This is a genomic window from Thalassoglobus sp., from assembly GCF_048270125.1.
In the GTDB taxonomy this organism is placed as follows: domain Bacteria; phylum Planctomycetota; class Planctomycetia; order Planctomycetales; family Planctomycetaceae; genus Thalassoglobus.
In genome coordinates this window covers 296829-311497 of sequence record NZ_JBLWTN010000001.1, presented here as the reverse complement: position 1 = coordinate 311497, position 14669 = coordinate 296829, and the positions used below count along the sequence as shown (strand labels likewise).

The 14669-nt window shown below is 49.8% G+C and carries 10 protein-coding genes; 5 read left to right on the top strand and 5 right to left on the bottom strand.

Annotated elements, in window-relative coordinates; all coding sequences use genetic code 11:
• The first annotated feature begins 928 nt into the window (after positions 1 to 928).
• From ACN0YR_RS01130 to ACN0YR_RS01110, 5 genes are all read left to right on the top strand, one after another.
• Positions 929 to 2278, top strand: coding sequence for an MFS transporter (locus ACN0YR_RS01130; protein ID WP_417847361.1), 1350 nt, complete (start codon positions 929 to 931; stop codon positions 2276 to 2278).
• A 169-nt stretch (positions 2279 to 2447) separates the two neighbouring features.
• On the top strand, positions 2448 to 5339 hold the full coding sequence (locus ACN0YR_RS01125; RefSeq protein ID WP_417847360.1) for a Rieske 2Fe-2S domain-containing protein: 2892 nt from the start codon (positions 2448 to 2450) through the stop codon (positions 5337 to 5339).
• An 8-nt stretch (positions 5340 to 5347) separates the two neighbouring features.
• Positions 5348 to 7051 (top strand): DmsC/YnfH family molybdoenzyme membrane anchor subunit, encoded by a 1704-nt coding sequence (locus ACN0YR_RS01120; protein WP_417847359.1) that lies wholly within the window; start codon positions 5348 to 5350, stop codon positions 7049 to 7051.
• Positions 7048 to 9306, top strand: a complete 2259-nt coding sequence (locus ACN0YR_RS01115) for a molybdopterin oxidoreductase family protein (protein WP_417847358.1) — start codon at positions 7048 to 7050, stop codon at positions 9304 to 9306. Before ACN0YR_RS01120 ends, ACN0YR_RS01115 begins: the two co-directional genes overlap by 4 nt.
• Before the next feature lie 95 nt (positions 9307 to 9401).
• Positions 9402 to 10259 carry an SDR family oxidoreductase gene (locus ACN0YR_RS01110; RefSeq protein ID WP_417847357.1) on the top strand — a complete coding sequence of 286 codons (858 nt, stop codon included), beginning with the start codon at positions 9402 to 9404 and terminating at the stop codon, positions 10257 to 10259.
• A 191-nt stretch (positions 10260 to 10450) separates the two neighbouring features.
• Here ACN0YR_RS01110 and ACN0YR_RS01105 read toward each other — a convergent pair whose 3' ends face one another.
• From ACN0YR_RS01105 to pstC, 5 genes are read right to left on the bottom strand one after another with little or no spacing between them, the layout of a single operon-like run.
• Positions 10451 to 11137 carry a response regulator gene (locus ACN0YR_RS01105; RefSeq protein ID WP_417847356.1) on the bottom strand — a complete coding sequence of 229 codons (687 nt, stop codon included), beginning with the start codon at positions 11135 to 11137 and terminating at the stop codon, positions 10451 to 10453.
• On the bottom strand, positions 11130 to 11807 hold the full coding sequence (gene phoU, locus ACN0YR_RS01100) for a phosphate signaling complex protein PhoU (protein ID WP_417847355.1): 678 nt from the start codon (positions 11805 to 11807) through the stop codon (positions 11130 to 11132). Before phoU ends, ACN0YR_RS01105 begins: the two co-directional genes overlap by 8 nt.
• Before the next feature lie 25 nt (positions 11808 to 11832).
• Positions 11833 to 12678: a phosphate ABC transporter ATP-binding protein PstB gene (gene pstB / locus ACN0YR_RS01095; RefSeq protein ID WP_417847354.1), complete on the bottom strand. Its 846-nt coding sequence runs from the start codon at positions 12676 to 12678 to the stop codon at positions 11833 to 11835.
• A 44-nt stretch (positions 12679 to 12722) separates the two neighbouring features.
• Positions 12723 to 13724 carry a phosphate ABC transporter permease PstA gene (pstA, locus tag ACN0YR_RS01090; RefSeq protein ID WP_417847353.1) on the bottom strand — a complete coding sequence of 334 codons (1002 nt, stop codon included), beginning with the start codon at positions 13722 to 13724 and terminating at the stop codon, positions 12723 to 12725.
• Positions 13721 to 14644, bottom strand: a complete 924-nt coding sequence (pstC, locus tag ACN0YR_RS01085) for a phosphate ABC transporter permease subunit PstC (protein WP_417847352.1) — start codon at positions 14642 to 14644, stop codon at positions 13721 to 13723. Before pstC ends, pstA begins: the two co-directional genes overlap by 4 nt.
• Positions 14645 to 14669: the final 25 nt, after the last annotated feature.

The following is a 14669-nucleotide window of genomic DNA, read 5'->3' as shown; positions in this document are numbered from 1 at the left end:
TAAAAGGATTGGCATGGTTCCGCTGATTATAGCTGGAATCAATTATTCAGATACCATTCTCGCGAATGGCGGAATGTCTCAACAAAAATTGTGACACGATCCCTCGTCGATGTCCTATTTTGTGACCTGTGAAGTCCGCGTTCTTCAGACGCCGCTCTCCCCTCCCCTCTTGATCGAACTGCACCAGCAACCTCACTTATTCGTGAAAAGTTTCGCTTGCTCGTCGAAACTTGGCACTTCAGAGTTTGTCTCATCAGAGTCAAGTGCGCGTGAAAGTTTATGCTCTGCTGAAAAAACGGGCATTTGTGCTTCGAATCATCAACCGGTAGGTTCTGATGTGATCTTGTGGATCAATTTCACACGACAAATTTTATAGATTGTTTAAGTGAGGGGATCTACTTTTTATGGCTCGTGCAGTTTGCTCTATCGCGTGACTATGTTGTACGCGTTTAATAAGCACTCAGCTGAAAAGAAGCACGCATGAAGTGTCGTGGGCATGAGCGATTTTCCACATGAAAATCACTTTCTATAAGATTGGCGAACGCCAAAGCGATCGAGTGAGATTGTTGCGCGACACGAGTCAGAGATGGAACATTCATTCGAAAAATGATCCATGAAATCGCCCGGTTCTCGCTCTGTCACAGAGTGGGAGGTTCGTGAATTTCGAGAGAACCGGCACAGCTGTTGCTTTTGCACTGAAGCTGAATCATCGAGCGTTAATTGAATCCAAATGTTGATTTCTAAATCGCTCGATCGAAGCCCCTCAAAGAAATCGTTGATACCAACTGCGCTCGCGTTCTGCGCGTATGGACGTGCGACTGGATCACCTTCGTGTTTCTGGCGTCCGTGAAGATTTTTTCGTGTGGTGAATCAGTCGAAGTCTTGAGGCAGGACGCGTACTTCTTTTTCAATAAGTTTCAGCAGTGCCATGACAAGTTCAAATAAAGCGACAAAAATTCAGCTATTTGATATCTGGTCTCCTCAAATGCGGGCGTTCCATATGTCGTGGTTCGCGTTCTTTCTTTGCTTCTTTGCCTGGTTCGGAATTGCACCTCTGATGAAGGTGGTCCGCGCCGAGATGGACCTTACGAAAAACCAGATCGGCTGGTGCATTATCGGGTCAGTGTCAATCACTGTCCTTGCACGTTTATTTGTCGGTTGGTGGTGTGATCGAGTCGGTCCTCGCATCGCTTATACTTGGTTGTTAATAGTCGGTTCGATTCCAGTCATGGCGATTGGTTTTGCGGACAACTTTACCAGCTTCTTGATCTTTCGCGTACTGATCGGCGTGATCGGAGCATCGTTCGTGATCACTCAATATCACACTTCGATCATGTTCGCCCCCAACTGTGTAGGGACAGCGAATGCGACCTCCGCTGGATGGGGAAATATGGGTGGCGGGGTGACTCAGCTTGTCATGCCGTTGATCTTTGGAATGTTTGTCACTCTCTTTGGCTTCAGCGAATCACTGGGCTGGAGAGCATCGATGATGGTAGCTGGTGCTGTGTGCGCATTGACCGGAGTTGCCTACTTCTTCCTGACACAAGACACCCCGGATGGGAACTTCAAAGAGTTACGTGCTGCTGGCAAGATGGAATCAAAAGCAGCTGTGAGTGGTACGTTTCTCGAGGCCTGTAAAGATTTTCGAGTATGGGCATTGTTCTTGATTTATGGGGCCTGCTTTGGAATCGAGTTGACGATCAACAATGTTGCAGCACTCTACTTCATCGATTACTTCGCCTACTTTCAGGAAATGGACTCTACGAAAGCGATTGGAGCAGTCGGTTTGATTGCGAGCCTGTTCGGATTAATGAATCTCTTTGCCCGCACATTAGGCGGAGCCTTCGGCGACAAGTTCGGCGAGAAATGGGGCCTGTCTGGTCGCGTGAAGTGGCTGTTCGTTGTCCTGTTCTGCGAAGGCCTGGCTCTGATGCTGTTCTCGCAAATGAATGTTCTGGTCCTGGCAATCCCCTCCCTGTTGGTCTTCAGTTTATTTGTCCAAATGTCTGAAGGAGCAACTTTTTCAGTGGTTCCGTTCATCAACAAACGTGCATTGGGCTCGGTCGCAGGCATTGTGGGAGCTGGAGGAAACGCCGGAGCTGTCGCGGCCGGTTTTTTGTTCAAGTCGGAAGCAATCACTTGGCCAACCGCCCTGTTCATCATGGGGGCTTTGGTCACATTGACTTCGTTCCTCAGCTTCGCGGTGACATTCAGTCCTGCAACAGAGTTTGATGCGAGCAGAGAAGCAGAGGAAGCCTTGGGACTGGAACCCGCATAAGCAGTTGAATTCAGAATTCACCAATGACCATCAGGCTCTTTGGTGCTCGGCAGTCTTCTTTTTGAACCATTCCGGAAACTTGTGGAGTATTTCCTTTCTCTGTGATTGAGAAAGGAACTCCGGTTTCAGGATCAATCCGACACGTACCTAGTCTAAACAAGTCGCGCTCATGGCTAATCCAATTGAAGTCTGGAAAGCAGACAAGCACCCGCTTGACGTCTGGTCCGACGTCGAACGCTACGCTGACGCTCAAACGAAAATGAGCGATGTGGAGTCTGCCGATCTCGAACGGATGAAATGGCACGGATTCTTTTATCGAAAACGGGACAAACCGGGTCGATACATGAACCGGATTCGTGTTACCGCCAACGAACTCACTGCTGCACAGGCGCGAGAAATCGCACTCATGGCATACGAGTATGGGCATGGGATTGTCGATGTCACCACTCGTGCGAACCTGCAGATTCAGGGTTTGGAAATTTCACACCTTCCTGATGTGAAAAAGCGTTTAGAGCGAGTCGGCTTGAACTCGAAACAGACGGGGCACGACAACATTCGCAATGTCTTCGGGCATCCGTTCAGTGGACTACTTACAGAAGAGATCATTGACACTCGACAGCTATGCAAAGATGTCGATGCAATTTACATCGACAGTCGTGACTATTCCGACTTGCCGCGAAAATTGAATATCTGTTTCAGCGGAACTGAAGATCATCCAGCACATTACTGGACTCAAGACTTGAGTTTTATGGCGACCCGTGATGATGAAGGGGAAGTCGGATTCCAGGTCTTATTGGGAGGGACTCAAGGACAAAACCCGCGACTGGCCTGGCACCTTCCAGTCTTTTTATATCCTGATCAAGTTGTTCCGCTGACCGAAGCCATTATTCAACTCTTTCGCGATAAAGGAACTCGAGAAAAACGCAACAAAGCCCGATTACGATTTCTGATTGAAGAGATCGGCATCGCTGGTGTCATTGATTGGCTGGAAGAAAAACTCCCTTTCCGAATGCAACCGTCGATCAGCGAGCCAATCCCGACAGCGGTTCCTGAAGAATTTGTTGGCTGGATTCGGCAGAGCAATCCCAAACTCTGGACAATGGGGCTTTCCGTTCCATTGGGGAGAATGACCTGGAAGCAGCTGGAAGGCCTTTCGCTTCTCAGCAAGAAGTGGGGAGACGGTCAACTTCGCACGACGCAAGAGCAAGGCATTGCGGTCATCAATATCCCCAACGGCTTTCGCGGAGCGGCAGCCACCGACGCGGCTGCTCTCGGTTTAAGTGTTCATGCGGATGAATTTGAATTGAACACCATGGCCTGCACGGGAAGTCAATTCTGCAATATCGCCGTGACGGAAACCAAAGGGCACATGTTCCAACTGATTGAGAAGCTACGCAAACGTGCTCTCAAGCTGCATGGCATTCGAATTCATATGAGCGGATGTCCATCGAGTTGCGCACAACACTTCACGGCTGACATTGGCCTGAAGGGAGTTCGCGTTCGGAGATTGGTCGGCACCAAAGAAGGCTTTGATCTCTTTCTCGGCGGTGGACTGGCGGGACAGGTACACATGGGACTGCCGTATCGACTCGGCGTTGATGTGGATCAGCTTCCAAACGTGATTGAGGAAGTGACCGACGAATATTATCTAAGGCACAAGCCGGGGCAAACTTTCAGCAGCTTCTGGCGAGAACGTTTACAAGCTGCCGAAGCTGCCAAAGTGGGAGATGATGACTACGTGGTCCCCACCTGGATTTGTGAAGGGTGTGAACATGAACATCAAGGTGAAGACCCTCCAGTCTTCTGCCCAAGTTGCGCGGGATTGCGACGTTTGTTCGCACGTATCGAGTATGAAAGCGACTCGCAGGATCAACCAGACTCAAAAGACTCTGAACAACCGGCTGTGAGGGATGACGGTTTTGTTTTCGCAGCCAAGATGGAAGACATCCCTGAGAAAAATGGACTCACGGTTCAGGTGCAGGGACATGAGTATGCACTCTTTCGGCATGAAGGCGGAATTCGCTGCATTGATTCTGCTTGCCCTCACGAAGGAGCGTCGCTGGCAGATGGTGAATTCAAAGATGGTGTTGTCAGTTGTCCCTGGCATGACTGGACGTTCAATGTCTGTTCCGGATGCAGTCTTGAGCCTGTCGGGCATGCCGTTACAACTTATGAGTCTCTAATTGAAGATGAGCGAGTTTATATTCTCCCTTCAGTAGAGGGTTCTGCATCCGAGCTGGCACCTCAAGCGAACTCAACTGCCGACATCCTGGCAGCTGCACGAGCGGGGGCAACAACAGGTGCCTCAAGGAAAGCAGTCCGACCGGTCGAGGCTACCCTTTGCATCAAAGAGATTGTCCAGGAAACTCCAGATGTCAAAACTTTTCGTCTGGACAATTCGGAAGGAAAAATCCCGTTTGACTTCCCCGGCAAGTTTGCCAAGGTTTGCCAGAGAGTCGATGGGGAGGATGTGTGGCGAAGCTTCACAATCAGTTCGTCACCTTCAAAACCAGAGACGCTTGACTTAACAATCAAGCTGAATCCGACAGGACAACTGACTCAGGAAATGTTTTCTTCGCTTCAACCGGGCAGCGAACTCCGCTTGAAAGGAGCACAGGGAGCTTATTTCTTTGATCCCGACAATCACTCACAACCATTAGTCCTGATCTCAGCTGGAAGCGGTATCACCCCCATGATGTCGATTTCCCGTTTGATTCGGGATTCCAACTTGAATCGTCCTGTCACGTTTTTATTCGGGGCGAGAACCTCAGCAGATATCATCTTTCATCAGGAATGTCAGGAACTTCAGGAGCAAACAGACTGGTTCCGCTACTTTGTGACGCTCTCTCAACCTGACCAGAGTTGGCCGGGTGCGGCTGGTCGTCTCGACATGAAATATGTGCAGGAACATGTGAGTGATATCAAAGGTTCACGGTACTTTCTGTGTGGACCGAATGAGTTTATGGATGCTCTACGAGCCCAGCTTGTAAGCCAAGGAGTTGACGGCTCTCATATCCACACCGAACAGTTTAATAAATCTCCCAAAGCTGTGACGGTTTGAGCGAACGCATGGAAACGCTGCACAAACCAATACAACAACCTGTTAACGAACCGGAATCGCAAAGAGATTTTGCGGATCGATTCTTGGCAGAGTTGCTGCATGAGCAACATGAGCTGACGGCTGTCGAAGAGTTCTCGAAACCCCATTCCACCTGTCAGACAGAATCGCAACATTATTCTAAACTACTCCCTGCGACACCCCCTCAACCCGGACAGCAGTACGCGTTTGAAGTTGATCTCGATAGCTGCTCGGGATGTAAATCTTGCGTAGTTGCTTGTCATTCTTTGAATGGGTTGGACGAAGAAGAGACCTGGCGCGATGTCGGGCTGCTCATTGGAGGGACGCGGACCAACCCGGTAATGCAGCATGTCACCACAGCTTGCCATCACTGCCTGGAGCCGGCCTGCATGATTGCTTGCCCGGTCAATGCATACGAGAAAGATGAAACCACCGGCATTGTGCGTCATCTCGATGATCAATGTTTTGGATGCCAGTATTGCACGTTGGCTTGCCCTTATGATGTCCCGAAATATCAGGCGAGCAAAGGGATTGTTCGCAAGTGCGATATGTGCACCGACCGGCTCTCGATCGGTGAGGCCCCTGCCTGCGTCCAGGCTTGTCCGCATGAAGCAATTGCCATCAAACTTGTGGAAGTCAACGAAGTTCGTGAAAACGCAGAAGCCGACCCTTTTCTGCCAGGTGCTCCAGAACCGCACTTAACTTACCCAACGACGATATTCAAAACGAAACGAATCTACCCCCGCAACATGCTTCCGGCAGATTATTATTCGGTCAACCCGCAACATCCTCACTGGCCGCTGATTATCATGCTTGTGTTGACCCAGCTTTCCGTGGGAACATTTACCATCGGCATGCTTTTGGAATCTTACCTGCCTGAAGAACTACTCGATGCGTTTCGTCCCTTTCATTCAGCTTTAGCCCTCGGGTTAGGCTTGCTTGCATTAGGTGCCAGTACCCTCCATCTGGGGCGACCACAGTTTGCATTTCGTGCGATTCTGGGACTGACGCATTCCTGGCTTTCGAGAGAAATTGTCGCCTTCGGACTCTTCGCTGTCGCAGCAGCGACGTATGCCTCGTCGGTCTGGTTCAATCTGTTGCCAGTTGCGTGGATGGTCACCCTGGGGTGGCTTACAGTGGCGACCGGAGCATTGGGGCTGTTCTGCTCAATCATGATCTACGTCTTTACAAAAAGAGAGTTTTGGAGCTTCCGCCAAACCACTACAAAATTCACTCTCACCGCATTGATACTGGGGCTTGCAACCACCTTGCTAGTCCTGTTGATCTCTGCAGGAACAGAACAGAATCAGATTGGAAACCGGTTGTTTGAATCGATCGTGAGGCCATTGTCTCTAGCGCTGATTGCGGTGACGTCCGTAAAACTCGCGTATGAGCTATCGTTATTGGTTCACTTGTTGAATCATCGAACCTCGCCACTTAAACGATCTGCGCTGTTGCTCGTTGGGCCACTCTCCAACAGTTCGTTCTTTCGCGTGGCTGCTGGCGTCCTGGGAGGAATCGTGATGCCGCTGTTTCTACTGGCACGCGAGAACGAGGCTTTCTCAAATGATTTGCCAGCCATGATTATGGTCTTCTTTGTCTTCCTGGCTTGTCTGGTAGGTGAATTAGCTGAACGTTATCAGTTTTTCGCAGCGGTCTCTGCTCCACGAATGCCAGGAGGTCCGCGTCGATGAATGAATTGAACCTCAGTACTTTGCAGAAATTATTGCATGCCAAATCAGGCCCGTTGACGCAGGAGTTACTACGCACACCCAGTGAATTTGGCCTTGGTCAACTTCCAAATTCTCAACTTCCTGATGCCACAACGAACATGGTTTGCGGCTACTGCTCGACCGGATGTGGATTGAAAATTCACCTGAAAGATGGAGTCGCAATCAACCTTTCTCCTTCAAAAGAGTATCCGGTCAATCGAGGAATGGCTTGCCCAAAAGGATGGGAAGCACTCACTGTTTTAGACGCTCCTGATCGAGCAACCACTCCGCTATTACGTGGTACCGACGGAAAACTTCAGCCAGTTGACTGGCACCGGGCGATGGAAGAGTTCGTCAGCAGAATGAAGTCCGTTCAAAATCAGCATGGTCCCGAATCAGCTGCCTTCATTAGTACGGGGCAAATGGTGACCGAAGAAATGGCGTACCTCGGAACGCTGACCAAATTCGAGATGGGAATGCTTCACGGAGATGGGAACACTCGGCAATGTATGGCAACCGCGGTAGTGGCATACAAGCAAGCATTCGGTTTTGATGCTCCTCCGTATACTTACGCCGATTTCGAAGAGTCGGATGTGCTGGTGTTCATTGGGAGTAACCTGTGCCTTGCTCACCCAATCCTGTGGGAACGTGTGATGCGAAATCCTCACGATCCCGAAATCATCGTGGTTGATCCGAGACAAACTGAAACGGCAATGAATGCGACGCAGCACTTGCAAGTCGCTCCCAAAGCTGATTTATCGCTGCTATATGGCATCGCAAAAATTCTGATCGACAACAACTGGATTGATCACGAATATATCGACGCACACACAAATCACTTTGAAGCGTTTAAGGATTTTGTTCAGCAGTTCAATATTGATCGTGTTGCTGCGGAAACCGGGATGACCGCCGAACAGATTCATCAGTTCGCAAAGACGATTCATAACGGGAAACGAGTTTCCTTCTGGTGGACAATGGGAGTCAACCAGTCGCATCAGGGAGTCCGCACCGCGCAGGCGATCATCAATCTCGCGCTCATGACTGGCAATATCGGCAAGGCGGGCACCGGAGCAAATTCGATCACCGGGCAATGCAATGCGATGGGGAGTCGACTCTTCAGCAACACCACTGGGCTCCTCGGAGGACACGACTTCACAAATCCTGAGGATCGCACAAAAGTTGCGAACATCCTCAAGATCAATGAGTCGAATATTCCTGATAAAAATTCGTTGGCATATCACGAAATCATGGAGGGGATCCTTAAAGGCAAGATTAAAGCACTCTGGATTGTCTGCACGAACACGGCTCATTCCTGGATCAACCAAAACCAGGCTCGCGACATTCTCAGCCGACTCGACTTTCTGGTTGTGCAGGACATGTACCACTCGACGGAGACCGCTCGGTTGGCCGATTTAGTTTTGCCTGCTGCTGGCTGGGCTGAAAAAGAAGGGACGTTTATCAACTCTGAACGCAGAATCGGACGGGTTAAAAAAGTAAGACATGCTCCCGGAGAAGCCCTCTCAGACTTCAATATTTTCAGACTGATCACCAAATATTGGACCAAAGACAATCGCTCGAAATGTGGTGACCTGTTCGACCGTTGGGCCTCGCCCGAAGCAGTCTTTCACTACTTAAAAGAAATCACAAGAGGGACTCCGTGCGACATCACCGGAATCGACAACTACGAAATGCTCGATGAAGCGGGAGGCATTCAATGGCCCTGTTCAGAACATTGCGACGATGACACATCTTCTGAAAAACAACTTCCAGCCATTGAGCGTCGACTTTTCTCTGATGGAAAATTCCACCACGCTGATCAGCGAGCTAAATTTCTTTTTGAAGCCCCCAGACCGCTCTCGGAACCAGCATCCGACCGCTACCCGTTTACTCTCCTCACTGGACGCGGTTCTGCGTCACAATGGCACACGCAAACACGCACCAGTAAATCAGCGGTTCTGCGTAAGCTCTACCCCAATGATCCCTTTGTCGAAATCTCCCCCACCGATGCTCGCCGCCTCGGGATTCAAGAAAACGACCTGGTCGAAGTGACCTCACAACGTGGATCGATGACCGCGATGGCCTTCTTGACCCACAGCGTCTCGCTGCAACAAGTCTTCATCCCGATGCACTATAAGGAAACCAATAAACTGACCGACTCAGTCTTCGACCCCTACTCTAAGCAACCCGCTTATAAAGCTTGTGCAGTTTCTGTCCGTCTTAGCCAGCGAACATCATGAAGAGCGCAAGCCAAATGGAGCCAGCGAGGTTGCCTGCAGAGCGTTCAATGAGGGAGAATGCCGTACTCTGATTAACAAAAACGGTGAGGAGTCCTATGTCTCGGATTGCAGTGACAGCAGCAAGCGGTCAGCTTGGATCGGAAATTGTGAAAGCCACGTGCGAAATCGTCGGCAAAAACTCAGTGATCGGCTTAGCTCGAACGCCCGGCAAAGCGAAATCGCTGGAGGTCGAAGTCCGTCCAGGCAACTACGACTTTCCGAGTGAACTGGAATCTTCGCTTCAAGGTATTGATACGCTACTCCTCGTTTCCGGGATGGATGCACCGGAGAAAAGGATCACTCAGCACCGCAATGTGATCGAAGCAGCAAAGAAAGTGGGAGTGAGCAAGATTGTTTACACCAGCGTCCAGGGCGCGGCAGAAAATACCGCATTCTCTCCGATCATTCAGAGCAACCGCCAAACAGAAGAAGATATTCGCAACAGCGGTCTCTTGTGGAGTATCGGAAGGAACGGTCTCTACATCGAGCCCGACGTCGAGTACATAGAGAGGTACAAAGAACGTGGCGAAATTGCGAACTGTGCGCGGGATGAAAAGTGCGGCTACACGACTCGTCCCGAACTGGCCTATGCTTACGCTCGCATGTTAACCGAGTCAAAACACGATCGCCAAACCTATAATCTGCACGGAGAAGCGATCACGCAGCAGCAATTGGCCGATTACCTGAACGCCGCCTTTGATACTGACTTGAGCTATCGCGCGATGTCTGTGGAAGAGTATCGTGAAGAGCGCATTGCTGAACTTGGTGAGTTTATGGGAACTGTGATCGCGGGAATCTATGCAGGCATTCGCAACGGTGCTGTTATCAATGAAAGCCATTTTCGTATTGCGTCAGGCCGCGATCACCAGAGTTGGCAAGACTATTTCGCTGGACTGAAATCTGCACAGAAGTAGCAGATTCAATACGTTGCCAGTGATCTGTGGAAAATGAACCACGGAGAAGCCAACGCTGAGAAGGACAACTCTCTGGAGCAAATTCAATATTGGCCCGTACATTCTGCTTCGTGGCGAACAGTCTATGAAATCATGAAAGTAGTGACCTTCACGGGCACGGTAAGCATTGATAATGCTCTGCTTTTCGAGAGTCACTTGAGCTGGAAGCGGTAACCAATCCCGCGTACGGTGTCGATAAATGTTGAGTGGTCGCCCAGTTTGATTCGCAGCGAGCGAATGTGCACGTCGATTGTCCGTTCCAGTGAATTGGCATCTTCGCCGCGACAGCGATCCATCAGTTCAAGGCGACTAAAAGGACGCCCAGGTTGTCGAGCGAGCGTCCAAAGAATATCGAATTCTGTTGGCGTGAGCTGAAGTTCTTTCCCGTTGAGCTTTGCAACATGGTGCAGGCGGTCGACTTCGATTCCTTCGATGGAGACCGTCTCTTTACTTTGCTGATTGGAGGGAGAACGGCGCAATAACGCTTTGATTCTGTGAATCAGCGGCTTGATCTTGAACGGCTTGCTCACATAATCATCAGCTCCCATGTTGAAGCCAACGATCTCATCGATTTCCTCGCTGCGGGCAGTTAGCATGAGGATGCGAATGTCCTGTGTTTTCGTTCGCCCACGCAACGTCTGGCAAACCTGCAAGCCGTCAATCACCGGTAGCATTAAATCGAGAACCACCAGGTCAGGGAGTACCGACTCGGCAAGGCGCAGCCCTTTCTGTCCGTCATTCGCAGTAATGACATCGAACCCCTCTTTGGTGAGGTTGTAACTGAGCACGTCAATAATGGCCTGCTCATCTTCTATAATTAAAATTGTCTGCTTAGCCATTTTTCCTGAGCGTTAGTTCTGAACGATGTCTAATGATTTCACCTTCAACAAGATACACCACGTCCTCAGCGATGTTTGTGGCATGATCAGCCACTCTCTCCACATGCCGGGATGCGGAGAACAGATGCATCGACGACTTGATTAACTCTGGTGCTTCCTGCATCACTACAATGAGATCTTCAATAAGTCCTTTGTTCCATGCATCGACGGTGTCATCGTCGCGGCAGACACTTCTAGCTTTTTCACTGTCAAGTTCCACATAGGCATCGATACTTCGGTGAAGCATGTCGAGAGCTAAGTGAACCATTGCCCTCAACTTCTCAAGGATGCACTCATTCGGCCTGGGCACCACTCCAGAGGCTCTCTCAGCAATGTTGACTCCTAAATCAGCGACGCGTTCTAATTCGCTGACAATTTTCATGACTGTTGTAATTCGTCGCAAATCGATGGCGACAGGCTGATGAAGTGCGAGAATTTCCAGGCAGTCTTCTTCGATCTGAACATCCCATCGATCAATTTCATCATCCTCAATACTTAACTCTCGTGAGGACTCAAGCCTCGGTTTTACCAATTCATCGACCGCCTTATGGATCATCTCTTCTACAAGGGTACACATGGAAAGTAAATTCCGGTGAAGCAAGTCAAGATCGCGCGTGAGATGAATGGGCATTGTTTCGACCTTTAGTCAGTTCATCTTAACCGAAGCGACCGGTGATATAATCTTCGGTCTGCTTTTCTCGAGGCTTGGTAAACAACTCTTGAGTTCGCCCCATTTCAACGAGATGGCCTTCGTAAAAGAACGCCGTTCGGTCGCTGATTCGGGCCGCCTGTTGCATATTGTGGGTGACGATCACAATCGTATAATTTTGCTTCAGCTCAAAGATGAGATCTTCGATCCGCGAGGTTGAGGCTGGATCGAGAGCCGAAGCTGGCTCGTCCATCAGTACCACGTCGGGTTGTGTAGCGAGCGTGCGAGCAACACATAGTCTCTGCTGCTGCCCACCCGAGAGAGCCATAGCTGATTCGTTGAGCCGATCTTTGACTTCATCCCACAGTGCCGACTGTTTTAACGAATATTCAACAATATCAGCCAGTTCTTTTTTGTTTCGAATTCCAGAGATTTTGGGACCGAAGGCGACATTATCAAAGATCGATTTGGGAAAGGGTGTTGATTTCTGAAAGACCATCCCGATTCGTTTTCGCAACGCAACCACATCGATCTCTGGTGCATTCAGATCGATGTTTTCCAAGAGCACTTTTCCTGTGTGATGTGCTCCTTCAATGATGTCGTTCATGCGATTTAACGTACGGAGAAACGTACTCTTCCCACACCCGGAAGGACCGATCAATGCCGTCACCGATTTTGAAGAGATTTTCATCGAGACATCGAACAAAACTTGTTTCGAATCGTAATAGAACGATAGATTCTGTGTTTCAAGCTTCGGGAGAACAGGCGGCGCTTCGGGGAGTTGATCAGAAGGCTCAGTCTTTGTGCGGTCTCGCACGAGTTCCGAGAATGAGTGGAATTTTGTTGCAGTCATGGTTTTTGAAGGTTCTGCGGTGGTAGGCGAAGAGATCAAAGAAATCACCAGCGATTCCGCTTTTGAAATCGATTTCGAATGATGATTGCAGTTGCGTTCAGCACGAGCAGAACGACTAACAGCACGATAATTCCGGCAGCTGCCACATGCTGGTATTCCCTTTCCGGCAAGGAAACCCAGTTGAATATTTGAATGGGAAGGCTCGTAAACCTGTCGAAAGGAGCGTCTACAATACTTTGGGGGTTGTGAACGACATCCATAGGGCTTGTGATATCTCCCGGAGTGAGGGCGATGTATGTCAGTGCGCCGATCATCACGAGCGGTGCGGTTTCTCCGATGGCTCGCGATATCGAAAGGATGACTCCCGTAAGAATTCCGGGCAAAGATGCTGGCAAGACTTGATGGCGTAATGTTTGCCAGCGTGTTGCTCCTAATGCATAGGACGCAGTGCGAATTGATGACGGTACGGCGCGCAACGCTTCCTGAGCAGCGACGATGACCATCGGCAGGATTAATAAGCTTAATGTCAACGCAGCTGATAGTACGGAATTTCCTAATGGTAAAGGGATCCGTATCGTGACCACAGACAGTGGGATTTCAATGATCTTTGACTGTCCCTGAAACAGACCAAACATTCGCACGAAAACTGTGAGTCCCAAAATGCCATAAACAATCGAAGGGACGCCAGCCAGGTTTGACAGGTTGACCTGAATCAAGCGTGTGAGAAAGTTGTTCGGAGCGTATTCCTCAAGGTACAACGCTGCTCCGACGCCGATTGGTACTGAGATCAAAACGGTGATAAGGATCAACCACAGGCTGCCCCACAAACCAGCCAGAATCCCAGCCTGTTCAGGGTGTCGAGAGTCAAAACTAAACAGGAAATTCCAATTTAGCCAGCCAGCTCCCTGCCAGAGGACGCCAGCCAAAAGCACGGTAAGAACAACAACTCCGAACCAGGTCGAAAGCATACAGATGATATGAAACACCCGTCCTAGACGATGCCGGGCTGCCAGATTCGATGTGAAGACTTGGTCGAGATGCCTCATTCATACACCTCGCGAAAGCGTCGCATGATGAGATGGGAGAGGAAATTCATCGTCAACGTCATGCAGAAAAGAGTCAGAGCAATGGCGTACAGGCTTTTGTAGCTCATGCTGCCCACTGGCGTATCTCCAAGACTTACATTCACGATATAGGACGTCATCGTTTGCACACTACTAAACGGATTCAGGGTCAAGTTGGGGGCTTGACCTGCGGCTATTGTGACAGCCATTGTTTCTCCCACAGCGCGAGAAATTGCTAGCAAGAAGGAAGATAAAATCCCCGAAATAGCTGCTGGGAAAACGATTTTCGTGGAGACGTCAAACTTCGTCGATCCAAGTGCATAACCCGCTTCACGTAGTCCACGCGGAATGGCTCGCAGTGTGTCTTCACTAAGGGAAGAGACCATGGGAATGATCATGATTCCCACAACGATTCCGGCACTGGCAGCATTGAAGACATCAACTTCAATACCCAATAAGCCCTGAAAAATTGGCCGCAGTACATACGGGGTCACGAAGACCAGAGCGAAGTAACCATAGACGACAGTGGGAATCCCTGCCAAAATTTCCAAAATTGGCTTGATGAGATTTCGGGTGCGAGGCGAGGCAAATTCGCTAAGATAAATAGCGCTGGCCAAACCGATCGGCAACCCGATAATTGCTGCGATCCCCGCGATCAACAGCGTGCCGCTCAACAACGGCAATACGCCGTATTGTGGGTCTGTAAATTGTGGAGTCCATTCAGTGCCGGTAAAGAATTCCCATGGAGAGACTTCCTCAAAGTAGGCAGTGTTCTCCCCCACTCCGACAATGCTTTCTGCAACGAGGATGTAAATGATGCCGACTGTCGTGAATATCGACAGCAAAGCACATACGAACAAGATGAACTGGAATGCTTGTTCTCGGAGTCGTTGGATTGACATATGACGCGTGAGAGACCTCGGAGGT